The 26,794-nt window shown below is 70.6% G+C and carries 25 protein-coding genes and 2 tRNA genes; 14 read left to right on the top strand and 13 right to left on the bottom strand.

The genetic code is table 11. The features are described 5' to 3' along the window. Window positions 1-273: 273 nt before the first annotated feature. Complete coding sequence (locus FHG71_RS06765; RefSeq protein ID WP_139080873.1) at window positions 274-1,629, bottom strand: UDP-glucose dehydrogenase family protein; 1,356 nt, start codon at window positions 1,627-1,629, stop codon at window positions 274-276. Between the two features lie 103 nt (window positions 1,630-1,732). On the opposite strand from FHG71_RS06765, the gene FHG71_RS06760 reads away from it, so the two are divergent. The 10 genes from FHG71_RS06760 (at window position 1,733) to FHG71_RS06715 (ending at window position 12,954) form a co-directional block, all read left to right on the top strand. Beyond that, window positions 1,733-2,632: a LysR substrate-binding domain-containing protein gene (locus FHG71_RS06760; protein WP_139080872.1), complete on the top strand. Its 900-nt coding sequence runs from the start codon at window positions 1,733-1,735 to the stop codon at window positions 2,630-2,632. Between the two features lie 43 nt (window positions 2,633-2,675). Then, a complete protein-coding gene (locus FHG71_RS06755) occupies window positions 2,676-3,191 on the top strand; it encodes a cupin domain-containing protein (RefSeq protein WP_139080871.1) in 516 nt (171 codons plus the stop codon). Between the two features lie 130 nt (window positions 3,192-3,321). Then, entirely contained in the window at window positions 3,322-4,482 is a 1,161-nt protein-coding gene (locus tag FHG71_RS06750) for an ABC transporter substrate-binding protein (RefSeq protein WP_139080870.1), read from the top strand. Window positions 4,483-4,685: 203 nt separating this feature from the next. Beyond that, on the top strand, window positions 4,686-5,699 hold the full coding sequence (locus FHG71_RS06745) for an ABC transporter ATP-binding protein (RefSeq protein WP_139080869.1): 1,014 nt from the start codon (window positions 4,686-4,688) through the stop codon (window positions 5,697-5,699). Further along, a complete protein-coding gene (locus FHG71_RS06740; RefSeq protein ID WP_139080868.1) occupies window positions 5,696-6,646 on the top strand; it encodes an ABC transporter permease in 951 nt (316 codons plus the stop codon). The genes FHG71_RS06745 and FHG71_RS06740 overlap by 4 nt, the downstream gene beginning before the upstream one ends. Then, complete coding sequence (locus FHG71_RS06735) at window positions 6,636-7,439, top strand: ABC transporter permease (RefSeq protein ID WP_139080867.1); 804 nt, start codon at window positions 6,636-6,638, stop codon at window positions 7,437-7,439. Before FHG71_RS06740 ends, FHG71_RS06735 begins: the two co-directional genes overlap by 11 nt. Before the next feature lie 10 nt (window positions 7,440-7,449). Next, the gene (locus FHG71_RS06730; RefSeq protein ID WP_139080866.1) at window positions 7,450-8,886 is read left to right on the top strand and encodes a gamma-aminobutyraldehyde dehydrogenase; all 1,437 of its coding nucleotides are present in this window, start codon (window positions 7,450-7,452) and stop codon (window positions 8,884-8,886) included. A 61-nt stretch (window positions 8,887-8,947) separates the two neighbouring features. Beyond that, window positions 8,948-10,309: a glutamine synthetase family protein gene (locus FHG71_RS06725; protein ID WP_139080865.1), complete on the top strand. Its 1,362-nt coding sequence runs from the start codon at window positions 8,948-8,950 to the stop codon at window positions 10,307-10,309. Between the two features lie 93 nt (window positions 10,310-10,402). Beyond that, window positions 10,403-11,788 (top strand): aldehyde dehydrogenase family protein, encoded by a 1,386-nt coding sequence (locus tag FHG71_RS06720; RefSeq protein ID WP_139080864.1) that lies wholly within the window; start codon window positions 10,403-10,405, stop codon window positions 11,786-11,788. Between the two features lie 20 nt (window positions 11,789-11,808). After that, window positions 11,809-12,954: an iron-containing alcohol dehydrogenase gene (locus FHG71_RS06715; RefSeq protein ID WP_139080863.1), complete on the top strand. Its 1,146-nt coding sequence runs from the start codon at window positions 11,809-11,811 to the stop codon at window positions 12,952-12,954. A gap of 50 nt (window positions 12,955-13,004) precedes the next feature. Here the strand turns inward: FHG71_RS06715 and FHG71_RS06710 are convergent, their stop codons facing one another. The 8 genes from FHG71_RS06710 to glpX form a co-directional block, all read right to left on the bottom strand. After that, window positions 13,005-13,664 carry an SH3 domain-containing protein gene (locus FHG71_RS06710; protein WP_139080862.1) on the bottom strand — a complete coding sequence of 220 codons (660 nt, stop codon included), beginning with the start codon at window positions 13,662-13,664 and terminating at the stop codon, window positions 13,005-13,007. A gap of 125 nt (window positions 13,665-13,789) precedes the next feature. Beyond that, a complete protein-coding gene (locus FHG71_RS06705; protein ID WP_139080861.1) occupies window positions 13,790-14,740 on the bottom strand; it encodes an FAD-dependent oxidoreductase in 951 nt (316 codons plus the stop codon). 14 nt (window positions 14,741-14,754) lie between these two features. Further along, window positions 14,755-15,306, bottom strand: a complete 552-nt coding sequence (locus FHG71_RS06700) for a roadblock/LC7 domain-containing protein (RefSeq protein ID WP_139080860.1) — start codon at window positions 15,304-15,306, stop codon at window positions 14,755-14,757. A gap of 414 nt (window positions 15,307-15,720) precedes the next feature. Continuing rightward, window positions 15,721-15,795: transfer RNA gene (locus FHG71_RS06695), tRNA-Glu, on the bottom strand. Window positions 15,796-15,898: 103 nt separating this feature from the next. Continuing rightward, entirely contained in the window at window positions 15,899-16,708 is an 810-nt protein-coding gene (locus FHG71_RS06690; protein ID WP_139080859.1) for a calcium-binding protein, read from the bottom strand. A gap of 160 nt (window positions 16,709-16,868) precedes the next feature. Beyond that, window positions 16,869-16,943 (bottom strand) — tRNA-Glu (locus tag FHG71_RS06685). A gap of 68 nt (window positions 16,944-17,011) precedes the next feature. Further along, entirely contained in the window at window positions 17,012-18,754 is a 1,743-nt protein-coding gene (gene recJ / locus FHG71_RS06680; RefSeq protein ID WP_139080858.1) for a single-stranded-DNA-specific exonuclease RecJ, read from the bottom strand. A gap of 332 nt (window positions 18,755-19,086) precedes the next feature. Further along, on the bottom strand, window positions 19,087-20,049 hold the full coding sequence (gene glpX, locus FHG71_RS06675; protein WP_139080857.1) for a class II fructose-bisphosphatase: 963 nt from the start codon (window positions 20,047-20,049) through the stop codon (window positions 19,087-19,089). A 149-nt stretch (window positions 20,050-20,198) separates the two neighbouring features. Between glpX and FHG71_RS06670 the strand changes: the two genes are divergently transcribed. Continuing rightward, window positions 20,199-20,813 (top strand): pyridoxamine 5'-phosphate oxidase family protein, encoded by a 615-nt coding sequence (locus tag FHG71_RS06670; protein ID WP_139080856.1) that lies wholly within the window; start codon window positions 20,199-20,201, stop codon window positions 20,811-20,813. Window positions 20,814-20,818: 5 nt separating this feature from the next. Here the strand turns inward: FHG71_RS06670 and FHG71_RS06665 are convergent, their stop codons facing one another. The 4 genes from FHG71_RS06665 to FHG71_RS06650 all read right to left on the bottom strand — a co-directional run bounded on the left by FHG71_RS06665 (window position 20,819) and on the right by FHG71_RS06650 (window position 23,004). Then, the gene (locus FHG71_RS06665; protein ID WP_139080855.1) at window positions 20,819-22,105 is read right to left on the bottom strand and encodes a homoserine dehydrogenase; all 1,287 of its coding nucleotides are present in this window, start codon (window positions 22,103-22,105) and stop codon (window positions 20,819-20,821) included. Window positions 22,106-22,159: 54 nt separating this feature from the next. Then, on the bottom strand, window positions 22,160-22,498 hold the full coding sequence (locus FHG71_RS06660; protein WP_176559315.1) for a hypothetical protein: 339 nt from the start codon (window positions 22,496-22,498) through the stop codon (window positions 22,160-22,162). A gap of 7 nt (window positions 22,499-22,505) precedes the next feature. After that, the gene (locus FHG71_RS06655; RefSeq protein ID WP_139080854.1) at window positions 22,506-22,715 is read right to left on the bottom strand and encodes a hypothetical protein; all 210 of its coding nucleotides are present in this window, start codon (window positions 22,713-22,715) and stop codon (window positions 22,506-22,508) included. 106 nt (window positions 22,716-22,821) lie between these two features. Continuing rightward, window positions 22,822-23,004 (bottom strand): hypothetical protein, encoded by a 183-nt coding sequence (locus FHG71_RS06650; protein WP_139080853.1) that lies wholly within the window; start codon window positions 23,002-23,004, stop codon window positions 22,822-22,824. Between the two features lie 242 nt (window positions 23,005-23,246). Between FHG71_RS06650 and FHG71_RS06645 the strand changes: the two genes are divergently transcribed. The 3 genes from FHG71_RS06645 (at window position 23,247) to FHG71_RS06635 (ending at window position 26,575) form a co-directional block, all read left to right on the top strand. Beyond that, the gene (locus tag FHG71_RS06645; RefSeq protein WP_139080990.1) at window positions 23,247-24,674 is read left to right on the top strand and encodes a Glu/Leu/Phe/Val family dehydrogenase; all 1,428 of its coding nucleotides are present in this window, start codon (window positions 23,247-23,249) and stop codon (window positions 24,672-24,674) included. 124 nt (window positions 24,675-24,798) lie between these two features. After that, window positions 24,799-25,242, top strand: coding sequence for a TadE/TadG family type IV pilus assembly protein (locus FHG71_RS06640; protein ID WP_139080852.1), 444 nt, complete (start codon window positions 24,799-24,801; stop codon window positions 25,240-25,242). A gap of 1 nt (window position 25,243) precedes the next feature. Next, window positions 25,244-26,575 (top strand): pilus assembly protein TadG-related protein, encoded by a 1,332-nt coding sequence (locus FHG71_RS06635; RefSeq protein ID WP_139080851.1) that lies wholly within the window; start codon window positions 25,244-25,246, stop codon window positions 26,573-26,575. The last annotated feature ends 219 nt before the right edge of the window (window positions 26,576-26,794 follow it).

Here is a 26,794-nt window from a genome sequence, read left to right as displayed (position 1 = left end):
TTCGTTCCGAGAACCCTTTTGCCGGTTTTTCTGCACCTGCACAATGGACGAGTGGTCAGGGCGGATATGCATTGGCGGCATAAGTCGCGATGTCGTAGGCTGCCTGGCTGGGCGTATCTGATTGATTTCTGAGCAGATGATGCAGGCTGCTGGCTTCGTTCGTCATGCGTGTCATGCATTTGACACAAGTATGGCGCGTTTGGCGACGAAACGAGAACGCCCGGCGGAGGGAGCCGCCGGGCGCGCGAAGGAGCAGGGAAGACGGGCGCGGCCCTATTCGGCGACGGCGCGCGTCGCCTGGGCCACGGGGCCGAATCCCTGGCGGCCCACGGCGTCGTAGGCCAGGAAGCCTGCGGCGCGAGCCTCGTCCGGGCCGTAGACGTTGCGCAGGTCGGCCATGCGCGGCTCGGCCATGCCGCCCGCGAGGCGCTTGAGGTCGAGGGCGCGGAACTGGTTCCATTCGGTCAGGACCACGACCATGTGCGCGCCCTCGGCGGCGGAGTAGGGGTCCTCGGACCATTGCACGCCAGGCAGGAGATGCTCGCCCTCGCGCCGGCCCTGGGGGTCTACGGCGCGGATCGTGGCGCCCGCCGCCTGGAGCGCGGGGACGATGGCGAGCGAGGGGGCGTCGCGCATGTCGTCGGTGTTGGGCTTGAAGGTCACGCCCAGGACCGCGACCGACTTGCCCTGAAGGCTGCCGCCCGCGAGCGCGAGGATCTTGTCCACCATGCGCGCCTTGACGGCGTCGTTGACGGTGATGGTGGATTCCACCAGCCGCAGCGGCTGACCGAAGTCTTGGCCCGTCTGGGCGAAGGCGTTGGTGTCCTTGGGGAAGCACGAGCCGCCGTAGCCGGGGCCGGCGTGCAGGAACTTGGAGCCGATGCGGCCGTCAAGGCCGATGCCCTTGGAGACGGCCTTCACGTCGGCGCCCACCTTCTCGCAGAGGGCGGCGACCTCGTTGATGAAGGTGATCTTGATCGCGAGGAAGGCGTTGGCGGCGTACTTGATCATCTCGGCCGATTCGAGGTCGGTGTAGACGATCGGGAATTCGCGCAGGAACAGCGGCTTGTAGATGTCCGCCATGGTGGCGCGCGCGAGGTCGGAATGGCCGTCGAGGCCCACCACCACGCGGTCGGGCTTCATGAAGTCCTCGATGGCCGCCCCTTCGCGCAGGAACTCGGGGTTGGAGGCGACGGCGAAGGTCATGTCGGGGCGCGTCTCGCGCAGGATGCGGGCGACCTCGCGGTTGGTGCCGACGGGGACGGTCGATTTCGTGACGACCGTGGTGGGCGCGGTCGCGGCCTCGGCGATCTCCTTGGCCGCCGCATAGACATAGGACAGGTCCGCGTGGCCGTCGCCGCGCCGCGAGGGCGTGCCCACGGCGATGAAGACCGCGTCGGCGCCGTCCACGGCCTCGCGCAGGTCGGTCGTGAACGACAGGCGCCCCTCGGCCACGTTGCGGGCGAGAAGGGCGTCGAGGCCGGGCTCGTAGATGGGGATGCGGCCTTCGCGGAGGCCCGCGATCTTGCCTTCGTGCTTGTCGACGCAGACGACCTCGTGGCCGAAGTCGGAGAAGCATACCCCCGACACAAGGCCCACATAGCCCGTCCCGATCATCGCAATCTTCATGGCTCACCTGCCTCCGGCACTCAATCCGGCCCTGCGTGGCCCATGACACGCCGGGGGTCAACTGCTTCTTGCGGTCGCAGCATGGCCGGAGTTTGTTATCGCCATGTCCTTCACGCTGCGCCAGCTCCGCACCTTCGTTGCGGTCGCCGAGAACGGATCGGTGAGCGGGGCGGCCCAGCGGCTGTCGATCTCGCAGTCGGCGGTGTCCGAGTCGGTGCGGGAGCTGGAGGCGGACCTGGGGGTGCGGCTGTTCGACCGGCACGCGCGCGGGCTGTCGGTCACGCAGCGGGGGCACCTGTTCCTGCGGCACGCGCGGACGATCCTGGCGCAGGTCTCGGCCTCGCGCCGGGCGCTGATGGCCGAGCGGGAGGCGCTGACGGGCGAGCTGCACCTGGGCGTGACCTCGCTCATGGCGGGATATGTCATGAGCGACCTGCTGGCGCGGTTCCGGCGGGCGAACCCGGAGGTCACGGTCACGGCCATCGAGGATTCGGGCGACTACCTGGAGCACCTGCTGATCGGGGGCGAGCTGGACGCCGCCGTGATGGTGACGGGCAGCCTGCGCCACCGCGCGGCGCTGATGGTGGAGATCATCGAGGTCTCGCCCTTCCGGCTGTGGCTGCCGGCGGGGCACCGGCTGTCCGGGCAGGACGCGATCCAGCTTGGGGATCTCGCGCCCGAGCCGCTGATCGCGCTGATGGTAGACGAGATGGAGGAGGAGACGGGGCGGATGCTGTCGGCGCTGTCCCCGCGCCCGCGCGTGGCCTTCCGCACCCGCAGCGTGGAGGCGGTGCGGAGCCTTGTCGCCACGGGGGCGGGGGTGGCGCTGCTGCCGGACCTGATCTACCGGCCCTGGTCCCTGGAGGGCGACCGGATCGAGAGCCGCGACGTGGGCGGCGCGCTGCCCGTCGTGCAGGTGGGGATCGTGTGGCGGCGGGGCGCGCCGCTGAGCGCGGCGGCGCACGACTTCATCGCGCTGAGCCAGGGGCAGCGGGGGCGCTGACGCGGCGGCACGGCGGGCTAGAACGCGCGGGGGAGGACCCGCCATGACCGACGCGCGACCCGGCTGCATCGCCCACTGGACCGAGATGGAGGAGCCCGACGAGTCGCATTACCCGGGCGACGACGAGCTGATGAGCATCGGCGCGCCGCTCGGGCGGCGGCTGGGGCTCACGCGGATCGGCATCCACCACGAGCGGCTGCCGCCGGGGCGGCGGACCTCGTTTCCCCACGCCGAGAGCGACGAGGAGGAGTTCGTCTTCGTGCTGGAAGGCACGCCGGACGTCTGGCTCGACGGGGTGCTGCACCGGCTGCGGCCGGGCGATGCCGTGGGCCTGCCGGCGGGGACGGGGGTGGCGCACACCTTCCTGAACGACACGGAGGAGGAGGTGCGCCTGCTGGTGGTGGGCGAGGCGTCCAAGCCAGCCAACCGGGTCATCTATCCCCTGCACCCTGACCGGCCGGGGCCGGAGGAGCGGCGCTGGACCGATGCGCCGCAGCAGCCGCTGGGCGGGCATGACGGGCTCTCGGCGCGGCGACGGGCCGGGATGGCGGGGCGTTAAGGTTTCGGAAACTCCGATAGGTCCATTCTCCCGATTGAATTTGCGAAACGTCGCGGGGCGCGGCACTCTCTGGCCAAAAGCCGAGCGGGCCGGGACCTTTGCGCCGGGCCGCCACAACAGGGAGACGACGATGACCATGCTGAAGCGGGGTGCTTCCGCCCTGGCCTGCCTGTCGATGCTCGCGGCGACCGCCGCGCAGGCGCAGATGACCGAGATCGGGGAAGGCGAGGGCGCGCTGTCGATCGTCGCCTGGGCCGGCTACGTCGAGCGGGGCGAGACCGATCCGGCCTTTGACTGGGTGACGGAGTTCGAGGAAAAGACCGGCTGCATGGTCACGGTCAAGACCGCCAACACCTCGGACGAGATGGTGGCGCTGATGAACGAGGGGGGCTTCGACCTCGTGACCGCCTCGGGCGACGCGAGCCTGCGGCTGATCGCCGGGGAGCGGGTGCAGCCCATCAACACGGACCTGATCCCGTCCTGGGACCAGATCGACCCGCGCCTGCAGGACGCGCCCTGGTACACGGTGGACGGCGTGCATTACGGCGTGCCCTACATGTGGGGGCCCAACGTCCTGATGTACAACACCGAGGTCTTCCAGGAGCCGCCGACTTCGTGGAACGTGGTCTTCGAGGAGCAGCAGCTTCCCGACGGGCAGTCGAACGCCGGGCGGGTGCAGGCCTATGACGGGCCCATCCACATCGCCGACGCCGCGCAGTACCTGATGCACCACCAGCCCGAGCTGGGGATCACCTCGCCCTACGAGCTCAACGAGGAGCAGTACAACGCCGCGCTGGAGCTGCTGCGCGGGCAGCGGCAGCTCGTGGGGCGCTACTGGCACGACGCCTTCATCCAGATCGACGACTTCAAGAACGAGGGCGTCGTGGCGAGCGGGTCCTGGCCGTTCCAGGTGAACCTGCTCAAGGCCGGGGGCGCGCCGGTGGCCAGCACGATCCCCGAGGAAGGGGCGACGGGCTGGGCCGACACGACCATGCTGCACGTGGACAGCGAGCACCCGAACTGCGCCTATATGTGGTTCGAGCACCAGCTGTCCTCGAACCTCCAGTCGGACCTCGCGGTGTGGTTCGGGGCCAATCCCTCGGTGCCCGCGGCCTGCACGGACGGGCGCGGGATGCTGACGCCCGAGATCTGCACGCAGAACGGCTTCGACGACTTCGACAAGATCCGGTTCTGGCAGACGCCCGTCGCGGATTGCAGCCAAGGGGAGGACGCCTGCGTGCCCTACTACCGCTGGGTGAGTGACTACATCGGCGTGATCGGCGGGCGGTGACGAGGCCCGGGAGGCCCTTTCGGGCTCCCGGTGATCGTTGACCATGCGTACACAATGGCCGGCGATCTAGTCTGGCACCGAAATGGCGGCAAGGCGCGGCCCGCCTCGCTGGGGGCGGGTCACGATCCTGTGCGGACGGACTGCGGGCGGCCGTCCGGCCGCCCCGAAGGGCGGGGTGCGGGCCCCGCGACATGAGGCAAGTGATGAACCCTGCTGTCAGCTTTCGCGGCGTGTCGCGCCACTTCGGGGAAGTCCGGGCCGTGGACGGCGTGGACCTCGACATCGCCGAGGGCGAGTTCTTCGCCATGCTGGGGCCCTCGGGGTCGGGGAAGACCACCTGCCTGCGGCTGATCGCGGGATTCGAGACGCCCACGGCCGGGGACATCCGGCTGTTCGGGGAGAGCGTCGCGGGCCTGCCGCCGTACCGGCGGGCGGTGAACACGGTGTTTCAGGACTATGCGCTGTTCCCGCACCTGAGCGTCGTGGACAACGTGGCCTACGGGCTGATGATCGCCGGGGTGCCCAAGGCCGAGCGGCGACGACGGGCCGAGGAGGCGCTGGCGATGATGGCGCTGCCGGGCTACGGGAGCCGCCGCCCGTCCGAGCTGTCGGGCGGGCAGCGGCAGCGGGTGGCGCTGGCCCGCGCCCTGGTGAACCGGCCGCGCGTGCTGCTTCTGGACGAGCCGCTGGGGGCGCTGGACCTCAAGCTGCGCGAGCAGATGCAGGACGAGCTGAAGGCGCTCCAGCGCAAGGTGGGGATCACCTTCGTCTTCGTGACCCATGACCAGGGCGAGGCGCTGTCGATGGCCGACCGCGTGGCCGTGTTCAACGAGGGGCGCATCCAGCAGGTGGGGACCCCGGCCGAGGTCTACGGACGCCCCCGCACACGCTTCGTGGCGGATTTCGTGGGGAGCTCCAACGTGCTGCCGCCCGCGCTGACGGCGCTGTTCGGCGGGCCGCCGAAATGGGCGAGCCTGCGCCCCGAGGCGCTGCGGCTTCGCCCGCCCGAGGGGGCGCCGATCATCGGAACGGTGCAGGGTGCGCGCTACTTGGGAGCCTCGACGCGGCTGGTGGTGGACCTGGGAACGGGACCCGCGCCCGAGGACCGTGCCGACATCGCCGTGCTGCTGCCGGGCGGCGAGCCCGTGCCGCAGCCCGGCGCCCGCGTGGGGCTGACCTGGGAGCCCGCCGCGCTGCACGTGATGGGCGCGGCATGACCGCGCTGGCCGAGACGCCGCCGCGCCCCGCGCGCGAGGGGCCGGGCGGGCGGCTGTCGGACGCGCTCTGGCGCCGGCCGCGGGTGCTTCTGGCACTGCTGCTGGGGCCACCGCTGCTGTGGCTGGGGGTCGTCTACCTGGGCAGCCTCTTCGCGCTGCTGGCGCAGTCGTTCTTCTCCATCGACGAGTTCTCGGGGCGGATCGACCGGACGCTGACTCTGCGGACCTATGGCGAGCTGCTGCGGCCCGCCAATCTCGACATCATCTGGCGCACGGTGGCGATGGCGGCGGCGGTGACGGTGGCCAGCGTCGCGATCGCCTTTCCGATAGCCTATTACGCCGCGCGCTACGCGCGGGGGCGCTGGAAGGCTGTGTTCTACCTCGGGATCATGCTGCCCCTGTGGTCGAGCTACCTCGTCAAGGTCTACGCCTGGAAGCTGATCCTCGCGAAGGAGGGGATCGTGGGCTGGGGGTTCGAGTCCGTGGGGCTCGGGTGGCTGCTCAACGCCTTCCTGGCCGTGCCGGGGATCGGGGGGAACTCGCTGTCGGTGAGCCCCACGGGCACCTTCCTCGTCTTCGTCTATGTGTGGCTGCCCTTCATGATCCTGCCGATTCAGGCGGCGCTGGAGCGGGTGCCGCCCTCGCTGGTCGAGGCGGCGGGGGACCTGGGCGCGACGCCGGCGCAGACGTTCCGCACGGTGCTCTGGCCACTGGCGCTGCCGGGGGTGGTGGCGGGGTCGATCTTCACGTTCAGCCTGACCTTGGGCGACTACATCATCCCGCAGATTATCGGGACAAGCGCGCGGTTCATCGGGCTCGCGGTCTACCAGTACCAGGGGACGGCGGGGAACATCCCGCTGGCGGCGGCCTTCGCGGTCGTGCCGATCCTCATCATGGGGGTCTACCTGTACGTCGCCCGGCGGATGGGGGCCTTCGATGCGCTCTGAGGCCCCCCTATGGCTCAAGGTCGCGGCGGGGGCGGGGCTTCTGTTCCTGCACCTGCCGATCCTCCTGATCTTCGTCTATGCGTTCAGCACGGAGGATTCGTCCTTCACCTGGCCGCCGCCGGGGCTGACGCTGCGCTGGTTCGGAGCGGCCTGGGAGCGGCCGGACATCTGGGCGGCGCTGGGGCTGTCGCTGCGGGTGGCCGCGATCTCGACCGTCGTGGCGCTGGTGCTGGGGACGCTCTGCGCGGCCGCCGTGGCGCGCACGCGGTTCTTCGGGCGCGAGGTCGTGTCGCTGCTGGTCGTGCTGCCCATCGCCCTTCCGGGGATCATCACCGGGATCTCGCTGCGGAGCGCGTTCAACCTGGCCGACATCCCGTTCAGCTTCTGGACCATCGTGCTGGGGCACGCGACCTTCTGCATCGTGGTGGTCTACAACAACGCGGTCGCGCGCTTCCGGCGAGTGTCGGGGAACCTGATCGAGGCCAGCATGGACCTGGGCGCGACCTACTGGCAGACGTTACGCTTCGTCATCCTGCCCAACATCGCGACGGCGCTGCTGGCGGGCGGGATGCTGGCCTTCGCCCTGAGCTTCGACGAGGTGATCGTCACCACCTTCACCGCCGGGCAGCAGCAGACGCTGCCGATCTGGATGCTCGAGGAGCTGGTGCGCCCGCGCGAGCGGCCCGTGACCAACGTGGTGGCGATGGTCGTCGTGCTCGTCACCTTCCTGCCGATCCTTGGCGCCTATTACCTGACCCGCGGAACGGACACCGTGGCGGGCAGCGGGAAATGAGGAGATTCCCATGACGTTGCAGTTCGACACCCAGATGCTGATCGGGTCGGCCTTCGAGGCGGGGACCGAAGGCGAGGAGACGATCCTCAATCCCCGGACGGGCGAGACGATCCTGAAGCTGCCCGAGGCCGGGCCGGACCAGATCGACCGCGCGGTGGCGGCGGCGCGGGCCGCGTTCCGCACCTGGTCGCGGACCACGCCCGCGCAGAGGTCCAACCTGCTGCTGAAGATCGCCGACCGGATCGAGGCGGAGGCCGAGGAGTTCGCGCGGCTTGAGTCGATGAACACCGGGAAGCCGATCAACGCGGCCCTGAACGACGAGATTCCCGCCATCGTGGACTGCTACCGCTTCTTCGCAGGGGCGGCGCGGAACATGCACGGGGCGCTGGCGGGGGAGTACATGGAGGGGCACACCTCCATGATCCGGCGCGATTCCATCGGGGTCGTGGCTTCGATCGCGCCCTGGAACTATCCGCTGATGATGATGGCGTGGAAGCTCGCCCCGGCGCTGGCGGGCGGCAACTGCGTCGTGATGAAGCCCAGCGAGCAGACGCCGCTGACGGCGCTGAAGATGGCCAAGGTGCTGGCGGACATCCTGCCCGAGGGCGTCGTGAACATCGTCACGGGGCAGGGCGGCACGGTGGGCAACGCGCTCATCAACCACGCGGACGTGAACATGGTGTCGATCACCGGCGACGTGGCGACGGGCAAGAAGGTGCTGCAAGCGGCCAGCAAGACGGTGAAGCGCACGCATCTGGAGCTGGGCGGCAAGGCGCCCGTGATCGTCTTCGACGACGCGGACCTCGACCGCGTGGTGCAGGGCCTGCGGGCGTTCTCCTTCTACAACGCCGGGCAGGACTGCACGGCGGCCTGCCGGGTCTATGCCGCGCCCAAGATCCACGATCGGCTGGTGGCCGAACTGGCCGGCGCCGCGGCCTCGATCACCTTCGGGGCGCAGGACGACACCGTGAACGAGATGCCGCCGCTCATCTCGCTCCGCCAGCGCGACCGGGTGGCGAGCTTCGTGAGCCGCGCCAGCGAGCAGGGGCACATGGAGATCGTGACGGGCGGCGAGATGCCCGAGGGGCCGGGCTTCTACTACAGGCCCACCGTCATCGCCGGGGCGAAGCAGGAGGACGAGATCGTGCAGCGCGAGGTCTTCGGGCCAGTGGTGAGCGTCACCCGCTTCGAGGAGGCGGAGCAGGCCATCGCCTGGGCCAACGACTCGCCCTATGGGCTGGCGTCGAGCGTGTGGACGCGCGACGTGGGACAGGCCATGCAGGTGGCGGCGCGGCTCCAGTACGGCTGCACCTGGATCAACACGCACTTCATGCTGGTCAACGAGATGCCGCATGGCGGCCTGAAGCAGTCGGGCTATGGCAAGGACATGTCGCTCTATGCGCTGGAGGACTACACCGCCGTGCGCCACGTCATGATCGCTCACTGAAACCCGCGCCCGGCGGTGCCGCCGCCGGGCCGCCGCCGCCCCCGGAAGGTCCGATCCTCGAATGCCCGCCAACCTGACCCTGGAGACCCTGCGCGACGCCGTCGCGTCGGGGGAGATCGACACCGTGCTGACCTGTGTCTGCGACATGCAGGGGCGGCTGATGGGCAAGCGCTTCCACGCCCAGCATTTCCTGACGGCGGGGCACGAGGGAACGCATGGGTGCAACTATCTCCTCGCGCTCGATGCCGAGATGTGGACGGTGCCGGGCTACAGGTCGGCCTCTTGGGAGAAGGGCTACGGCGACTACATCCACAAGCCGGATCTGACGACGCTGCGCCGCGCGCCCTGGCTGCCGGGGACGGCGATGGTGATGGCGGACTTCCTCGACCACCACGGGGTGCCTGTCGCCCACGCGCCGCGCCACGTGCTGCGGCGGCAGGTCGAGCGGGCGCGGGCCCTGGGGCTGGAGCCGATGATGGCGACGGAGCTGGAGTTCTTCCTGTTCGAGGAGTCGTTCGAGCAGCTTTGGGATTCCGGCTACCGCCGGATGACACCGGTCGTGCGCTACAACAACGACTACGGCATCTTCGGCACCTCCAAGGAAGAGGCGGTGATGCGGCCGCTGCGCAATGTGCTCTTTGCTGCCGGCATCCCGGTCGAGAACACCAAGGGCGAGGCCGAGGCGGGGCAGGAGGAGATCAACATCCGTTATTCGGATGCGATCGATGCCGCCGACACCCATTCCATCGTGAAGATGGTGACGAAGGAGATCGCGCAGCAGCAGGGGCGGTCGGTCACCTTCATGGCGAAGTACGACACGAACCGTGCGGGGTCGTCGTCGCACATCCACCAGTCGCTGTGGAAGGACGGCCGGAACGCCTTCCATGATCCGGGCGCCCCCCACGGGATGAGCGCGCTCATGCGCAGCTATCTCGCGGGACTTCTGGCCCATGCGGCGGACGTGACCTATTTCCTTGCGCCCAACGTCAACAGCTACAAGCGCTTCACCGTGGGGCTCTTTGCGCCGACCAAGGCGGTCTGGAGCCGGGATAACCGCACCGCAGGCTACCGCGTCGTGGGCGAGGACACCAAGGCCGTGCGCGTCGAGTGCCGGGTGGGCGGCGCGGACCTGAACCCGTATCTGGCGCTCGCGGCGCAGCTCGCGGCGGGGCTCGACGGGATCGAGAAGGGGATGGAGCTGGAACCCGAGATGACGGGCGACATGTACGCCGCCCAGGACGTGCGCGAGGTCCCCCGGACCCTGCGCGACGCGGCGGTGGCGCTGAACGCCTCCGGGATGCTGCGCTCCGCGATGGGCGACGACGTGGTGGACCACTACGTCCATGCCGCACGGTGGGAGATCGCCGAGTCCGACCGGCTGGTGACGGATGTCGAGCGCCTCCGCGGCTTCGAGCGGCTGTGACGGGGGCGGGGCCACTGGCCGCCGCCAGACCGGAAATGATAGATCGAAGGGAACAGGGCCCGCGCCGGGCCGCCCGTGCTGCGAGGGACTGAGATGACGAGCACCATCCGATGCGTCTCGCCGGTGAACGGCGAGGTCTATGCCGAACGCTCGGCGCTGACCCCCGAGGCGGCGCTGGCCGTCGTCGCCCGCGCAAAGATGGCGCAGGTCGAATGGGCCGCCCGGCCCCTGGAGGAGCGCATTGCGCTGGTGCAGGAGGGCGTGCGGCGGCTGAATGGGGACAAGGACCGCATCGTCGAGGAACTCGCGTGGCAGATGGGCCGGCCCGTGCGTTACGGCGGCGAGTTCGGGGGCCTCAACGAGCGCACCGCCTACATGAGCGGGATCGCGGCGCAGGCGCTCGCGCCCATGGTGGCCGAGGAGAGCGAGCGCTTCGAGCGGCGCATCGAGCGGGCCCCGGTCGGCGTCGTCTTCGTCATCGCGCCTTGGAACTACCCGTATCTGACGTCCTGCAACACCATCGTTCCGGCGCTGATCGCGGGGAACGCCGTGGTCCACAAGTCGGCGTCGCAGACGCTGCTGGTGGGTGAGCGGTGGCAGGAGGCCTTCGACGGCGTGCTGCCGGAGGGCGTGTTCCAGAACGTCGTGCTGGACCACGCGGGGACGGAAGGACTCATCAAGGCGCGGTCGTTCGGCTTCGTGAACTTCACGGGTTCGGTCGCCGGTGGCGCGGCCATTGAGCGGGCGGCGGCCGGGACCTTCACGCCGCTGGGGCTGGAACTGGGCGGCAAGGACCCGGGCTACGTCATGGAGGACGCGGACCTCGACTGGGCGGTGGACGTGCTCATGGACGGGGCGATGTTCAACGCGGGCCAGTGCTGCTGCGGGATCGAGCGGATCTATGTGCACCGGAGCCTGTATGAGGGCTTCGTCGACCGGGCGGTGGCCTGGACCTCGCAGCTTCGCCTGGGCGATCCGCTGGAGGTGAGCACCTCCATCGGACCGATGGCGAACCGGCGCTTTGCCGATACCGTGCGGGCGCAGACGCAGGAGGCCATCGCCGCCGGAGCGACACCGCTGGTCGGGAAGGGCGCCTTCCCCGAAGATGACGGCGGGACCTATCTGGCCCCCCAGATCCTGGTGAACGTGGACCATTCCATGCGCGTGATGCGCGAGGAAAGCTTCGGCCCCGTGGTCGGCATCATGCCGGTGAGCGGGGACGAGGAGGCGATCGCGCTCATGAACGATTCGCCCTACGGGCTCACCGCCTCGCTCTGGACGCAGGACGCGGAGCGGGCGGCGCGGCTGGGGCGGCTGATCGACACGGGGACCGTGTTCATGAACCGGGCGGACTACCTCGACCCGGCGCTGACCTGGACGGGGACCAAGGACACCGGGCGCGGCACGGCGCTGTCGCAGCTCGGCTTCCACAGCGTGACGCGCGCGCGCTCCTACCACTTCCGCAAGGCGAAGGGCTGAGGCCCCGAGATGGTGACGGCATGAACCTCACGGCCAACTGGTCCTATCCCACCCGCGTCCTCTTCGGCGCGGGGCGCATCCGGGAACTCGCGCAGGCCTGCGCCGAGGCGGGCATCCGGCGGCCGCTCCTCGTCACCGACCGCGGGCTGAAAGGCATGGCGATCACCGAGACGGCACTCGACCTGCTGGAGCAGGCGGGGCTGGGGCGCGCGATCTTCGCGGAGGTGGACCCGAACCCCACGGACCGCAACCTCGACGACGGGCTGCGGGCCTATCGCGAGGGCGGGCATGACGGGGTCGTGGCCTTCGGCGGCGGGTCCGGGATCGACCTGGGCAAGATGGTCGCCTTCATGGCGGGGCAGACGCGCCCGCTCTGGGACTTCGAGGACATCGGCGACTGGTGGACCCGCGCGGACGCGGAGGGCATCGCGCCCATCGTGGCGGTGCCGACCACGGCCGGGACGGGGTCCGAGGTCGGGCGCGCGAGCGTCATCACCAACTCGCAGTCGCATGTGAAGAAGATCATCTTCCACCCCAAGGTGCTGCCGCGCGTGGTGGTGAGCGATCCCGAGCTGACGATGGGGCTGCCGCCCAAACTGACCGCCGGGACGGGGATGGACGCCTTCGCGCATTGCCTGGAGGCCTATTGCTCGCCCTTCTTCCACCCCATGAGCGCGGGGATCGCGCTGGAGGGGATGCGGCTCGTCCACGAGTTCCTGCCGCGGGCGTTCCGGGACGGCGGCGACCTCGAGGCGCGGGCGCAGATGCTGGCGGCGGGATCGATGGGGGCGGTGGCCTTCCAGAAGGGGCTGGGCGCGGTCCACGCGCTGTCGCATCCGGTGGGGGCGAACTACGACACGCACCACGGGACCACGAACGCGGTGGTCATGCCCGCCGTGCTGTGCTTCAACCGGCCGGCCGTCGAGGGCAGGCTGGGACAGGCGGCGGCCTATCTGGGGATCGCGGGGGGCTTCGACGGGTTCCTCGCGCGCGTGGAGGAACTGAACGGGATGTTCGGCTTCCCTGAAGGCCTCGCGGCGATGGGCGTCGAGGAGGCGCGGCTGCCGGACCTCGCGGCGCAGGCTGTCGAGGACCCGAGCGCGGGCGGCAACCCCCTTCCGATGACGCTGGCGAATACGCTCGCGCTCTACCGCGACGCGATGTGAACGGGGGCCCCGGAGGGCCCCCGACGCGTCTGGGCGCAGGATGTCGCGCCTCAGCGCAGGATGTAGACGATCTGGCGGTCGGCGTTCACCAGCACCGGCACGCCGTTCACCGTGAGCGCGCCGTAGTCGGTCTCGGGGACGGGGGTGAGTTCCACGCCCTCGGGGATGCCCGCGCCGACGATCACCTCGCCGTCGAGATACACCGGCTCGGGCGGGTTCTCGCGGACATAGGTGACGGCCGTGTCCTCGGGGGCGATGGCCGCGCCGGTCACCGCACCCAGGGCCGCGCCTGCCACCAGCGCCGCCGGCCCGCCGACCAGCGCCGCACCTAGCGCCGCCCCGCCGATGGCACCCGCGCCCGCGGCCTCGTCCTCGCCGCCCTCGTAGGTCACGGTCGCGACCTCCAGCGTGCCGCGGTTCTCGTAGAGCGGCACGGGGTCGGGCTGGTCGGCCAGGGTCGTCGTCAGGTAGTCGCCGTAGGCCCAGCCGAGGGTGCCCTCGTGGTCCACCCGGCACCAGTTCGCGGCGTCCATGCAGCCTTCGACGGTGACCGCGCCGCCCGCCGGGATGACACCCACGATCTCCTGCTCGGGCCCGGGGCCGGAGCGGAGGTTGAGGTCGGTGGCGGCGGTCGCCGCGACCTGGGCGAGGGCGGGCGAGGCCACGAGAAGGGCGGCCGCCGCGAGGGCGGGAAGGGTACGCTTGCTCATGAAAGGCTCCGTTTGTGTCGGCGGGGATCATCCCGCCTTGGCCCGTCCCCAACGTGCTCCGACCGGGCCGGGTTCGGGGTCGGACCCCGTGACCCCAAGGAAACAGTCTGTTTTCCAACGGAAGTTTATGCGTCTCCGTCGCCCAGGATACGCGCGCAGGCCCGGTGGGCGGCCCAGGCCGAGAGCGAGGGAGCGCCCTCCTCGACCTCGTGGTAAGCCCCGCGCGAGCGAAGGCGGCCACCCTCGGGGCCGTCGGCGGCGAGGGGGCCGGGCAGGGGAGCCCAGGTCGCGTCGGGGGCGAGACGGTCGCGGAGGAGGAGGAGCGCCTCGGACGGGGCGGCGAGCCGGGCCGTGCCGGGGAAGGCGACCGATCCCCCGAGCCCCAGGATGCGGAGCGTGGGCAGGGCCGCGCCGATCCGGGGGCTGCGGGCTTCGAGGCCGTGCCACGCGAGGCCGGGCGCGACAGGGCGCAGGTGGAGGACAGCGTCGTACAGGGCGTCCCCTTCGGTTGTGACGACGCGCAGGCCCCGAGGATCGATGGAGATGGCGGTGACGGCGTCGGGACGCCGCTGCAGGCGCGGAGCGGAGGCGGTCGCCTCGGCCAGGGCGAGGTCGAGCGCACCGGGGTCGAAGGCGCCCTCGCGCGTGGCGAAGGCGGCGACCGTCGGGCCGAGGGGCAGGCGGTCGCGCTCGGGTGCGGTGAGCTCGCGCCAGCCACGCAGCTCGACGGGGAGCGAAAGGTCGGCGGCGGCGCGCGATACGGCGGCGAAGCGGGCGCGGACCGTCTCGGGTGCGGGACCATCGGGCGGCAGGAGGTAGAGGAAACAGCCGGTCGCGCCGTGGCGGTCGAGGAAGCCGGGCCCGAGCCAGCGGTCCAGCAGGGGGCCGAGCGCGGCGGCGGCGGGCAGGGCTCGCACCTCGCTGCCCGATGGGCCGGCGAAGCCCAGATGGATCTGGCCCAGCGCGGCAGGCGGCGCGGAATCGCCGGGGAAGAGGTCCACGTGGTGCCCGGCCTCGGCCAGTTCGAGCGCCGCGAGACGCCCGGTCGGGCCGGTTCCGATCACCGCGACGCGCATTCGGGCCCCTGGCCTCAGGCGGAGGGGTCGAGGGCGCGCAGGCGTAGCCGGACCATGCCGAGGTTCGTCCGCGCCCGGTCGAGCACCAGGTGCAGCAGCACCCCGGGCGCGGCATCGAGCGGGCGCAAGAGGTGGATCTGGCTGCCGAAGGTCGCCAGGATCTCCTCGGGCCGGTCGTCGGTGTCGAGCCCTTCGGCCACGCGGAGAGCGGTGCGCAGGGTCTGGGCCGCGCTGGCGGCGACAGCCTCGGGGTCGAGCCGGTCACCCAGCGCGCCGAGCGGCAGGCCGCTGTCGCGGTCCGCGAGGCAGGCGGAAACGAGGCCCGGCAGGTCCGCAAGCTCGGGCAGCCGGTCGGCCATGGCCTGCGCCGGGTCCGGGGCGTGGTCGGGCGCAGCGGCGTGGACCGGATCGGGAGAAGGGGCGACCTCCGGCCTGGGCGCCCAGGCGGCGTCCGGCTCGGGCGGGGCGACGGGCGGACGCCGCAGGCCGCCGCCGCGGGCGCCGTAGCTGTGGCCCGTCGCGGCGTCGTCGCCGCCGAGGGCTCCGGTGCGTTGAAACAGCTTCATGCCTGTCCGTCCCCTGCTGGGCGACCCTTGGCGGGGCGCCAGTCGCCCCCCCCCCTTGCCATCGAGAGATCAGGCGCGCGGAAGGGACGCGCAAGGGGAGGCCGGAAAAGCCGACCAAAAGGGCAAGCGGAGCGGGCCACGCTGCCATCGGCGTGGGCAGGCCGCCCGGAGGCTGGGCCGCATGGAGATATCTTGAGCGGCTTGCAACTTGCGCCCTGCCATCCAAGGAGCAGCCCGTCCGCCCCATCGATTCGAAGGTGCCCTGCTGGCCCCTGTGCGCCCTGCCCTTGGACTGGTCTTCCGGCCCCGGCCGATCCCTCTGCTCCTTGTGGGCCGGCTGGGCGAGCAGTCCGACGCCCGATCGCTGGACGCGATCCGGCAGCCTGCGGCAAAGAAGATGTCTCGCGGAAAGCCTGGCAGCCCGTAGGGGAGTCGAACCCCTCTTCCCAGGTTGAAAACCTGGTGTCCTAACCGATAGACGAACGGGCCGCGGCAGGTGGAGGCTCTCTAGACAAAGGCGCGGAGGAGGGCAAGGGGCCTCGGAGGGACCGCGCCGGGGCGACGTGGCGGAAGAGTCGCGCCGCCCGAGGCGTCAGAGAAGGATGTCGCCCTTCGAGAGCGCGTCGATGCCGTTGAGCATGATCTCGAAGTCGGCCCGACTGTCGCCGTCGCCGCCCAGGTCGCCCTTGAGGATCACGCCGCTGTCGGTCGCGACCCACCAGAGGCTGCGGTCGGCCCGGGTCTGGCCGCCCCAGAGAAAGGCGTCGTCGCCCAAGGTGTCGCTGCGGGCGTCGAGGGCGCGCAGATCGACGTGGTCCTCGCCTCTGTCGAAGTTCACCACGACGTCGCGGCCCCGTCCCACGGCGCTGTGCCGGGCGCCGGAGAAGACGATGGTGTCCGCCTGGGCGTCGAGGCCCACGTCGAGGCGGTCCTTTCCGACGCCGCCGTTGAGCTTGTCCGCCCCCGCGCCGCCCTGAAGCAGGTCGTTGCCGTCCCCGCCGCGCAGCCGGTCGTTGCCGCCACCGCCCCGCAGGATGTCGTTGCCGCCTTCGCCTTCGAGCACGTCGGCGTAGCGGTTGCCGATCATCTCGTCCGCGCCGGCGAGGATGCGATCGAACCCGGAGTCGTCGTCGACCGGTATCCGGAGCTGCGACAGAGTCATGACCATCGCGCCGTTGCTCAGGAAATCCATCGAGCGCAGGGCCGGCTCGGCGCGGATATCCGACACGATGGCCCGGAACGACAGGCCGTTGTCCAGCATGCCGCTGAATCGGGCGCGGTCGTCCGACAGCAGGTCGTAGTCCATGCCGGTGACGTCGAAGTCGTCGCCGGACGGAAAGATCGATTCGATGTCACTGTTCAGGCCGACGCCGGCCGCGTCGTAGATCCGGAAGAAAGCCATTCTGCTCGCGTTCTCGTTTGACTGCCTCGGGCGGCCAGATCCCGACACGGGCGTCAGGCGGGGCCTCGATCCGTTTGGACCACACCTGTGCGACGATTGCCAAGCGGTTACGCAATCAATGCTGCGGTGCGTGCCATTTCGGCCTGTGTCATGAGATTACTGGCAGCCCGTAGGGGAGTCGAACCCCTCTTCCCAGGTTGAAAACCTGGTGTCCTAACCGATAGACGAACGGGCCGCGGCAGGTAGGGGCTCTCTAGACAAAGGCGCGGGGGAGGGCAAGGGGCCCCGCGCGCTTTCCTTGCGTCAGCGCCGCCCGGCGGGGGCCGCGTCCTCAAGGAGAAGCTGGACGTTGCGGCGGCCCTGCCACGTGTTGATCTCGAGCCTTCCGGCGACGTGGAAGCGCCCCGCGCCGGGATGGAGCTTGGCCAGCGGACCCTCGGCCGCGCCGAAGGCGATGGCATCGAGCCGCCCGCCCATCCCGTCGGTGAAGGCCAGCTTGAGATGCCCGTTGCCGACGATGCGCTGCATGGAGACCGCAAGGTCCGAGAAGGCGAAGCGCGGCGAAGGGGCGGCCGCGCCGAAGGGGCCCGCGCGCTCGATGGTCTCGACGAGGGGGGGCTGCGCGGCCTTGGGCATCAGCAGCCCGTCCAGCGACAGGTCGCGCGGGCCGGTGGCGCCGGCGCCCTGGCGCGCGAGGAGTTCGGCCAACCGCGCCATCGCGGGGGCGAGCTTGTCCTGCTCGACCGTAAGGCCCGCGGCCATGCGGTGGCCGCCGCCGCGCAGCAGGAGCCCTTCGGCGGCCACGCGCTGGATCGCGGCGCCGATGTCCACGCCGGGCACGGAGCGGGCCGAGCCCTTGCCGATGCCGCCATCGAGCGCGATCACCACGGAGGGACGGTTCAGCGCTTCCTTGAGGCGCGCGGCAACGATGCCGACGACGCCGGGATGCCAGCCCTCGCCCGCGGCCCAGGCGAGGGGACCATCGGCGCGCGACTCGGCCTGGGCGAGGGCGGCGGCCTGGACGCCGGCCTCGATCTCGCGCCGCTCGGCATTGTGGGCGTGAAGGAGTTCGGCCAAGGCCTGCGCCTCGTGCGGGTCGTCGGTGGCGAGGAGGCGGGCGCCGAGGTCGGCCTTGCCCACGCGGCCCCCGGCGTTGACGCGGGGCCCCAGAACATAGCCCAGGTGGTGGCAGGTGGGCGCGGTGCTGAGGCCCGCGATGTCGGAGAGCGCGGCGATTCCGGGGCGCTTGCGCTGGCCCATGACGACGAGGCCCTGTCGCACGAGCGCGCGGTTGACGCCGGTGAGCGGGGCCACGTCGGCCACCGTGGCCAAAGCCACGAGATCGAGGAGCGCCATGAGGTCGGGGCCCTGCCGGCCGTCCGCCTTGAGGCGGCGGTTGGCCTCGACGAGGAGGAGGAAGACGACGCCGGCCGCGCAGAGGTGGCCGAGGTCGCCCGTTTCGTCCTGCCGGTTGGGATTCACCACGGCGAGGCAGGCGGGCAGCGTCTCGCCCCCCAGGTGGTGGTCTAGCACGACTACGTCGCAGCCTGCCGCCGCGTCGATCGGCCCGTGCGAGAGCGTGCCGCAGTCGACGCAGAGGATCAGGTCGTGGGCGCTGGCAAGGCGGGCCATGGCGGGCTCGTTGGGCCCATAGCCCTCCTCGATGCGGTCGGGGATGTAGAGCGTGGCGCGCAGGCCGAAGTGGCGCAGCCAGACGAGGAGGAGCGCCGCCGAGGCGCCGCCGTCCACGTCGTAGTCGGCGAAGATGGCCACGCGCTCGCGCCGGTCAACGGCCTGGAGGAGACGGTCCGCGGCCAGGGCCATGTCGCGCAGCGTGAGCGGGTCGGGCAGCAGGTCGCGGAGCTTGGGGTCGAGGAAGCCCTGGGCCTGGTCGGGCCCGACGCCGCGCCGCACGAGGGTGAGGGCCACGGCCCGGTCGAGGCGGGCGTCGCGGGCCATGGCCTCGGCCAGGCGGTCCTCCTCGAGGCTGGGGCCGATCCAGCGGCGGCCGGTGAGCGAATCGGAAACGTCGAGGAAGGCGGGCATGGGGGAGGTGTCGCCCGGCTGTGCCATCGATGGCAAGGGGCCGGTGACGGGTGCCCTGGCGGTGAGCCGTCGCAGGAGGGGCGCTACCCCCCGTCGCCGATGGCGACTTCCCCGGGTTGTTTGGAACCGACGGAAGGCACGGATCAGGTCGCTCCTCGCCCTGGAGACGGGAGCGGCCCTTCCTTCGGTGCGGTCATCGGCGTCCCCGCCTGTACCGCGCGCCCACCTTGGCACAACGAGATTAAGAAAGGATTACTGCTTCCTTCGGTCCCAAATATCCCGGGGGCAGCGCGGCACGCGCGGGGGGCGGCGCCCCCCGGCCACGCCAGCCCTCAGCGGATCGGGTTGGTGTAGCTCATCCGGCGGACCGACCCGGTCTTGGAGCGCATCAGCACCGTTTCCACGGTGATCGATTCGGGCGTGCGCTTGATCCCCGTGAGGAGCGAGCCGTCCGTCACGCCGGTCGCCGCGAAGATCACGTCGCCCGTTACCATGTCGTCGCGGGTGTAGACGCGGTCGAAGTTGGTGATGCCGGCCTTGGTCGCCCGCGCCTTCTCGTCGTCGTTGCGGAACAGGAGCTTGCCGTAGATCTGCCCGCCCATGCACTTGAGCGCCGCCGCCGCCAGCACTCCCTCGGGCGCGCCGCCCGAGCCCATGTACATGTCGATGCCGGTGCGCGGCTCGGCGCAGTGCATGACGCCCGCCACGTCGCCGTCGGTGATCAGCCGCACCTTGGCGCCCGTGGAGCGCACCTCGGCGATCATCTCGGCGTGACGCTCCCGGTCGAGGATGCAGACGGTGATGTCGCGGGTCGAGACGCCCTTGGAGGATGCGAGCGCCGAGACGCGTTCGGACGGGGTCATGGTGAGCGTGACCACGCCGCGCTTGTAGCCCGGCCCAACGGCGAGCTTCTCCATGTACACGTCGGGGGCGTGCAGGAGCGTGCCGCGCGGGGCCATGGCGACCACGGCGAGCGCATTGGGCATGTCGCGGGCGGTGAGCGTGGTCCCCTCCAGCGGGTCGAGCGCGATGTCCACGGCGGGGCCCTGGCCGGTGCCCACCTCCTCGCCGATGTAGAGCATCGGCGCCTCGTCGCGCTCGCCCTCGCCGATCACGACGACGCCCTTGATGTCGAGCATGTTGAGCTGGCGGCGCATCCCGTCGACGGCGGCCTGGTCGGCGGCCTTCTCGTTGCCCCGGCCGATGTGGTCGGCGCAGGCGATGGCGGCGGCCTCGGAGACCCGGGCGAGGCCCAGGGACAGCATGCGGTCGTGGAATTCGGGCTGGTCGGCCATGGAAGGGTCCTTCTGGGATCGGGTCGCGCGCAGGGGTAGCCTGCGGTCGCGCCCGCGTGAAGGACTGGGAGCGCTAACGGGCCGGATCATGCCAAGGTCGGGGCTGCGCGGGGGCCTGGATGGGGCAGGATGACAGGGGGAGGTCGACCATGACGCGACGCTATCAGGCGCTGCTCTTCACTCCGGAGGTCCGGGCGGCGCAGGCGCGCGAGCGCAGCCCGGCCGCGCTGGGCGTGCCGGAGGCAGGTGAGATCGAGGAGCCGGACCGGCTGGGCCCGGAGGAGATCGCCTTCCTGCGCCAGCGCGACAGTGTCTATATCGCCAGCGTGGGAGCCTCGGGCTGGCCCTATGTCCAGCACCGGGGTGGGCCGCCGGGGTTCCTGCGCGTGCTGGGGCCGGACCGCATCGCCTTTGCCGACCTCCGGGGGAACCGGCAGTACATCTCGCTGGGCAATTTCGCCGGCGACGACCGCGTGGCGCTGTTCGCCGTCGACTATCCGCGGCGCGCGAGGCTCAAGCTTCTGGGCCGGGTGCGGGTGGGCGAGCCCGACGAAGTGGCCGAGGTGATGGCGGCCGTGGAAGACCCGCGCTGGCGCGCGCGGGTCGAGCGGGTGCTGGTGATCGCCGTCGGGGCCTTCGACTGGAACTGCCCGCAGGGGATCGTCCCGCGCTGGACCGCCGAGGAGATCGCCCCGGCGATGGAGCGGCTGGAGTCGCGCATCGCCGAGCTGGAGGCCGAGGTCGCGCGACTCAAAGACGGCTGAAGCCTTCAGACCTGCTCGATGCGCAGCGCCACCGGATCGCCCGCCAGCACGCCGGTTTCGGGGAAGGCGGCCATCGCCTCGTCGAGCGCGGCGCGGGTCGTCTTGTGGGTGACGATCAGGACGGGGGCGGTCGCGTCTTCGTGCCCGTACTGCCGCATTCGGTCGATGGAGATGCCGGAATCGCCCAGGACGCGCGCGACCTTGGCCAGCGCGCCCGGCTTGTCCACGAGCTGGAGCCGCAGGTAGTAGGGCGCCGGGACCGCCGCCTTGGCGGGCCGCGCCTGCCGCAGCGTCGCGGCGGGCTGGCCGAAGGTCGGCAGGCGATTGCCCCGCGCGATGTCCACGAGGTCCGACAGCACGGCGCTGGCCGTGGGGCCAGCCCCCGCGCCGGGGCCGCGCAGGACGACCTGGCCCACGGCGTCGCCTTCCAGCACCACCATGTTGGTGCCGCCCTGAAGCTGCCCCAGCGGCGAGGTCGCCGGCACGAGGCAGGGCTGCATCCGCTGCTCCAGCCCCCGGCCGGTCATCTGCGCGACGCCCAGAAGCTTGATCCGGAAGCCCATGTCGGCGGCATGGCGGATGTCCTCGATCGTCACCGAGCCGATGCCTTCCAGCTCCACGGCGTCGAAGGCGACCTGCGTGCCGAAGGCGATGGCCGCGAGGAGCGACAGCTTGTGGCCCGCGTCGATGCCGTCCACGTCGAGCCGGGGGTCGGCCTCGAGGTAGCCCAGGGCGCGGGCTTCCTCGAAGACTTCGGAATAAGGAAGGCCCGCCGATTCCATCCGGGTCAGGATGTAGTTGCAGGTGCCGTTCATCACGCCCATGACGCGGGTCATCTGGTTGCCCGCGAGCCCCTCGGTCAGGGCCTTGATGACGGGGATGCCGCCCGCGACGGCGGCCTCGAAGCGCAGGACACGGCCCGAGGCTTCGGCCGTCCGCGCGAACGCCTGGCCATGGTGGGCGAGGAGCGCCTTGTTGGCCGTCACCACGTCGCGGCCCTGGGTCAGCGCGGCTTCGATCGCGTCCTTGGCCGCGCCCTCGTGGCCGCCCATCAGCTCCACGAAGACGTCGAGGTCCGGGCGGCGGGCGAGCGCCACGGGGTCGGCCTCCCAGGCATAGGCGTCGAGCGGCACGCCCCGGTCGCGGCCCCGGTCGCGGGCCGAGACGGCGACGATCTCGATGGGACGCCCCGCGCGGGCGGCCACAAGGTCGCGGTGCGTCTGGAGGATGCGGACCACCCCCGCCCCCACGGTGCCGAGGCCGGCGATGCCGATGCGGAGGGGAGCGGTCATGGGAGGACACCTTTCGGACGGGAAACGCGCGGGAGCGTTACCCCGTCCGTTTCGTCATGGCAACGAAGGGCCGGAGGCACCCAGGCGGGCGCGCTCCGCCTCCGAAAGGCCTCCCTCGCGCAGCGCCTGGGCGCGGACGGCGAGGTCGGCGAGCCGCGCGTTGGAGGCGGCCGGCGCGGGCAGGGCCGACGCGCGGGCCGAGACCGCCTGGGCGCGGGCGGCGAGGTCGCCCGCGGGGGCCGAAGGGGGCACCGCCTCGGCCTGCGCCAGGACCCCGTCCAGGGGCACGAGGGGCGGCGGGGGCGCCGCGCGCTCGGCCGCGGGAATGCGGGCGTCCAGCACGGGGAACTCGGCGCAGGCGGCCAAGAGGAGGAGAGGCAGGAGGGAGCGCATCGCCCGATCATAGGCCGGGTCGCTGGCCGGCGAAACCCGCGGGCGGGGGAAGATGGACGAGCTGCTCCTCCATCCGGTCCCAGGCGCGATCCATGAAGCCCTGCACCTGGGCGGTCGTGGACTGGGCGAGCAGGACCGCCAGAAGCGTGAGGAGGAGCACGGCGGGGCCATGGGCGGAGCCGTCCTCGTCAAGGAGGGCGGGGGGGAGCGGGAGCATGGGCGTCATCCTTCGAGTCGCGGGCCTGTGCGCCCGCCTGCCCTCAGGAATGGGTCCCGCCGCCTAAGGGCGGGTTAAATTAGGATTACCAATATCTTAACATGCGTCAGGGGAGCCAGAAGCTGAGCGGCCCCAGGTTGCCGTAGCCCACCCGTTCCCACGAGTGGTCGGTCTCGCCGGCGATGGCGCCGAGGGCGAGGACGAGAAGGCCGGCATAGAGCCAGGGCATCGAGACGGCTCCGTCTTCGTCGCGGAGGCAGGCGGTCAGGTGTCGGGCGGCGTGGCGCATGAGGATCTCCGGGTGACGGGCCCGAGTCCTGCGACGCAACCGGGCCTACCTTGATCCTGACGAAAACATCTAAGGAAAGCCATAAATTAGCCATAATGGCGAATTTCCACGAACGATGAGGCAACTATCTTTCGAATGGGCGAGACTCCGAAACGCTGGCGTGGCCTGCACGGGATTTTAACGAATCACGCGCTACAACAGGTCGGAGGACAGCCGAGGAGAGCCCCGTGAAGGACGCCGCCATGCCTGCCGCCGAGCCCAGCTTCCGCGACTCGGTGGATCTCATGTTCACGCGCGCGGTTCGCTTCATGGACCTCTCGCCGGGGCTCGAGGAGAAGATCCGGGTCTGCAACGCCACCTACACGGTGCGCTTCGGCGTGCGGCTGCGCGGCGCGATCCACACCTTCACCGGCTACCGCAGCGTCCATTCCGAGCACATGGAGCCCGTGAAGGGCGGCATCCGCTACGCCATGGCCGTCGACCAGGACGAGGTCGAGGCGCTCGCCGCGCTCATGACCTACAAATGCGCGCTGGTGGAGGTGCCCTTCGGCGGATCGAAGGGAGGGCTTCGCATCGATCCCCGCGCCTGGGACGTTCACGAACTGGAGCAGATCACCCGCCGCTTCACCTACGAGCTGGTGAAGCGCGACCTCATCCACCCGGCGCAGAACGTGCCTGCCCCCGACATGGGCACCGGCGAGCGCGAGATGGCCTGGATCGCCGACCAGTACCGGCGGATGGCCACGACCGACATCAACGCGAATGCCTGCGTGACCGGCAAGCCGCTCTCCTCGGGTGGCATCCACGGCCGGGTGGAGGCCACGGGACGCGGCATCCAGTACGCGCTGCGCGAGTTCTTCCGCCACCCCGAGGACGTGGCCCGCGCCCGGCTGTCGGGCGGCCTGGAGGGCAAGCGGGTCGTGGTGCAGGGCCTGGGTAACGTGGGCTACCATGCCGCCAAGTTCCTGTCCGAGGAGGACGGGGCGCTGGTCGTCGGCATCGTCGAGCGCGACGGCGCCATCTCGTGCGACACGGGCATCGACGTCGAGCAGGCCAAGCAGTGGATGATGAAGAACGGGACGCTGGAGGGCGCGCCGGGCACCAAGTTCCACGCCGAGGGCGCGGCGCTCCTGGAGGCCGAGTGCGACATCCTCATCCCCGCCGCGCTGGAGGGGGTGATCCACAAGGGCAACGCCGGGCGCATCCGCGCGCCCCTGGTGATCGAAGCCGCCAACGGCCCCGTCACCGCCGGCGCCGACGAGATCCTGCGCGACAAGGGCACGGTGGTCATCCCCGACATGTACGCCAACGCGGGCGGCGTGACGGTGAGCTACTTCGAGTGGGTCAAGAACCTCAGCCACATCCGCTTCGGCCGGATGCAACGGCGCGCCGAGGAGGCCGAGCACATGCTGCTCGTGCGGGAGCTGGAGCGGTTGTCCGAGGACCAGGGGCTGGGCTGGACGCTGAACCCCGACTTCAAGCGCCAGTACATGCGCGGAGCGGACGAGCTGACGCTGGTGCGCTCGGGCCTCGACGACACGATGCGCACCGCCTACCAGTCCATGCGCGAGGTCTGGCACAGCCGGCCCGAGCTCGGGGACCTGCGCACCGCCGCCTATGTGGTCGCCATCGGGCGCGTGGCCGAAAGCTATCGCGCCAAAGGCCTTTAGCAGGCGGCGCGGGGTCGGCTCGCCCGTCTCGCGCCGAAGAAATGCCATTTTCCGTAGTCATGCTGAAACCTCGACACCGAAGGGCCTCAATGGCGGCCCAGCCCGGTCCCGAGGAGGATGACTCGTGTTCGCTCAGTTGACCCGCCGTTTCAGGGCCTTTGCCCGGGACGAATCGGGATCGGCCTCGATCGAGGCCGTGCTCTGGATTCCCCTGTTCTTCATGGTCCTGGTGCTCAGCGTCCAGGTGACGCTGATCACGACCGCACAGACCAAGGTCATGCGGATCGTGCAGGACGCGAACCGGGGCTATGCGCTGGGCCGCCTGGACGGCACCATGGTCTGCAATCCGGGGCAGACCGCGGATGCCACGGCCACGCAGGCCTACATCGTCTCGGCGATCAGCGGAATCAGCCCCAGGGCGACGAGCACCGCGAAGGTCAACTGCGCCACCCGGACCATCACGAGCACCGTCGACATGCCGGCCACGGACCTGAGCCCGTTCCGCATGCTGCCCAACACGTCGTGGCTGAGAGTGACCGTCTCGGCCCAGCAGATCCGGGAGTTCTGAGATGAAGCGTCCCTCCGGCCTGCGCTGCTTCCTCCGTTCCGAGGACGGCGGCATGACCTTCCTGGGCCTGTTCATGACCGTCACGCTCATGGTGATGGCAGGCCTGGCCATCGATACATCGCGCCTGCAGGCGCGGGCCGTGCAGATGCAGGCCGCCGCCGACAGCGCGGCCTTTGCGGCGATGCTGGCCCGCGGCTTCGCCTCGGAGCGGGTGTCGACCGCCGCGGCGGTGAGCAGCGCGCAGGCGAACATGCCTCCTTCCCGGTTCGGTCGCGCCCTGGCCGCGTCGGACGTGGTCTGGGGCAACTGGGATCCCGAAACGCAGACCTTCACGCCGCAGGCAGGGGCCTCGGGCGCCGTGCGCGTCACGGTGCGCCAGTCGGAGTCGAGCCTGAACGCGGTCAGCACCTCGTTCCTGACGCTGGTGGGCCTGGAGAGCTTCGACGCCACCCGCGTCGCGGTTGTGATGGGCGAGAACAAGGCCTGCCTCATCGAAGGCTTCGTGTCCAACGTCAGCGTCGACATCACGTCGAACAACGAGTTCCTGCCCGGCTTCTGCATGCACTCCAACGGGGTCATCGACATCGGGTCGAACGGGTTCTTCCCTCGACGCGCCTCGGGATGCGGATCGGTAAGGATCACGGCGCCGCGGCTGAGCAACATCGGCTATCAGAGCGGCAACGAGTGCCTGCCCGAAGCGCTCGGCGCCGACCAGTACGCCCTGCCGCTGCTGACCCGTCTGCCCGAGATCATCCAGAGCCTCCGGAAAGGCGAGGCCAAGTTCATCAATCCCGCGATCACGACCAATCGCACGCCGACGTCCCTGCCCAGCCGGCAGATCACCAAGGCGCTGGACTCGGGCGTCTACACCTACTTCGGATGCTCGTCCAACCAGACCCTCGACATCGGCAAGAACGGGGCCCTCAAGCTCCGGAACGTCGTCATCGTGACCGATTGCCAGATCAGCCTGGGTTCGGGCACGTCGGTTGAAAGCTCCATCCTGGCCACGACGAACACCCAGGCGGACTCGGTCAACGCGAGCAACGGCGCGCGCATCGGAGAATATACGCCGTCGGACGTCTGCGCCCCGGGCGGCGGCTCTCAGGTCCTGACCATGGGCGGGATCAAGTTCGCGTCCGACATGGGGATCTACGGCGGGCAGTTCATCACCTTGAAGGATGTAAACTTCACCGCGAACGGCAATGGGGTCAGGGGGATCTCCATCGTGTCCGCGGGGGAGATCTCCGGGACGGCCAATATGGTCATGGCCTCGTGCGGCGGCCGTGGGATGGAGCTGAACATCTCGGTCCCCTACGCCCGCCTCGTGCTCTAGCCGATCAGCCGATCCCGGGGCGCGACGCCGTGTCGGCCCCTTGCGCGGCGGCATCAGGTCCTTGGTGGTCATCGGCCACGAAGGTCGCGCCAGCGCCCCAGCGCCTTTTGGGAGGCGCCGGCGAGCCGCTTTCGGCCGCATGGAGCCGCCGAAGCTTCATGCCGCCGCCGCACGATTGTCCATTTCCTCGGCATTAATTCGGCGGAAACCACGGGGAGT

This window comes from Rubellimicrobium roseum (assembly GCF_006152145.1).
Taxonomy (GTDB): domain Bacteria; phylum Pseudomonadota; class Alphaproteobacteria; order Rhodobacterales; family Rhodobacteraceae; genus Rubellimicrobium; species Rubellimicrobium roseum.
Note: the sequence above shows the minus strand (reverse complement) of the source record. Positions and strands in the feature narration are given on the sequence as shown.

What these genes read in the sequence shown, in the direction of transcription:
- FHG71_RS06765 (WP_139080873.1), bottom strand. Translation starts at nt 1,629, where the DNA reads ATGAAGATTGCGATGATCGGGACGGGCTATGTGGGCCTTGTGTCGGGG.
- FHG71_RS06760 (WP_139080872.1), top strand. Translation starts at nt 1,733, where the DNA reads ATGTCCTTCACGCTGCGCCAGCTCCGCACCTTCGTTGCGGTCGCCGAG.
- FHG71_RS06755 (WP_139080871.1), top strand. Translation starts at nt 2,676, where the DNA reads ATGACCGACGCGCGACCCGGCTGCATCGCCCACTGGACCGAGATGGAG.
- FHG71_RS06750 (WP_139080870.1), top strand. Translation starts at nt 3,322, where the DNA reads ATGACCATGCTGAAGCGGGGTGCTTCCGCCCTGGCCTGCCTGTCGATG.
- FHG71_RS06745 (WP_139080869.1), top strand. Translation starts at nt 4,686, where the DNA reads ATGAACCCTGCTGTCAGCTTTCGCGGCGTGTCGCGCCACTTCGGGGAA.
- FHG71_RS06740 (WP_139080868.1), top strand. Translation starts at nt 5,696, where the DNA reads ATGACCGCGCTGGCCGAGACGCCGCCGCGCCCCGCGCGCGAGGGGCCG.
- FHG71_RS06735 (WP_139080867.1), top strand. Translation starts at nt 6,636, where the DNA reads ATGCGCTCTGAGGCCCCCCTATGGCTCAAGGTCGCGGCGGGGGCGGGG.
- FHG71_RS06730 (WP_139080866.1), top strand. Translation starts at nt 7,450, where the DNA reads ATGACGTTGCAGTTCGACACCCAGATGCTGATCGGGTCGGCCTTCGAG.
- FHG71_RS06725 (WP_139080865.1), top strand. Translation starts at nt 8,948, where the DNA reads ATGCCCGCCAACCTGACCCTGGAGACCCTGCGCGACGCCGTCGCGTCG.
- FHG71_RS06720 (WP_139080864.1), top strand. Translation starts at nt 10,403, where the DNA reads ATGACGAGCACCATCCGATGCGTCTCGCCGGTGAACGGCGAGGTCTAT.
- FHG71_RS06715 (WP_139080863.1), top strand. Translation starts at nt 11,809, where the DNA reads ATGAACCTCACGGCCAACTGGTCCTATCCCACCCGCGTCCTCTTCGGC.
- FHG71_RS06710 (WP_139080862.1), bottom strand. Translation starts at nt 13,664, where the DNA reads ATGAGCAAGCGTACCCTTCCCGCCCTCGCGGCGGCCGCCCTTCTCGTG.
- FHG71_RS06705 (WP_139080861.1), bottom strand. Translation starts at nt 14,740, where the DNA reads ATGCGCGTCGCGGTGATCGGAACCGGCCCGACCGGGCGTCTCGCGGCG.
- FHG71_RS06700 (WP_139080860.1), bottom strand. Translation starts at nt 15,306, where the DNA reads ATGAAGCTGTTTCAACGCACCGGAGCCCTCGGCGGCGACGACGCCGCG.
- FHG71_RS06690 (WP_139080859.1), bottom strand. Translation starts at nt 16,708, where the DNA reads ATGGCTTTCTTCCGGATCTACGACGCGGCCGGCGTCGGCCTGAACAGT.
- recJ (WP_139080858.1), bottom strand. Translation starts at nt 18,754, where the DNA reads ATGCCCGCCTTCCTCGACGTTTCCGATTCGCTCACCGGCCGCCGCTGG.
- glpX (WP_139080857.1), bottom strand. Translation starts at nt 20,049, where the DNA reads ATGGCCGACCAGCCCGAATTCCACGACCGCATGCTGTCCCTGGGCCTC.
- FHG71_RS06670 (WP_139080856.1), top strand. Translation starts at nt 20,199, where the DNA reads ATGACGCGACGCTATCAGGCGCTGCTCTTCACTCCGGAGGTCCGGGCG.
- FHG71_RS06665 (WP_139080855.1), bottom strand. Translation starts at nt 22,105, where the DNA reads ATGACCGCTCCCCTCCGCATCGGCATCGCCGGCCTCGGCACCGTGGGG.
- FHG71_RS06660 (WP_176559315.1), bottom strand. Translation starts at nt 22,498, where the DNA reads ATGCGCTCCCTCCTGCCTCTCCTCCTCTTGGCCGCCTGCGCCGAGTTC.
- FHG71_RS06655 (WP_139080854.1), bottom strand. Translation starts at nt 22,715, where the DNA reads ATGCTCCCGCTCCCCCCCGCCCTCCTTGACGAGGACGGCTCCGCCCAT.
- FHG71_RS06650 (WP_139080853.1), bottom strand. Translation starts at nt 23,004, where the DNA reads ATGCGCCACGCCGCCCGACACCTGACCGCCTGCCTCCGCGACGAAGAC.
- FHG71_RS06645 (WP_139080990.1), top strand. Translation starts at nt 23,247, where the DNA reads ATGCCTGCCGCCGAGCCCAGCTTCCGCGACTCGGTGGATCTCATGTTC.
- FHG71_RS06635 (WP_139080851.1), top strand. Translation starts at nt 25,244, where the DNA reads ATGAAGCGTCCCTCCGGCCTGCGCTGCTTCCTCCGTTCCGAGGACGGC.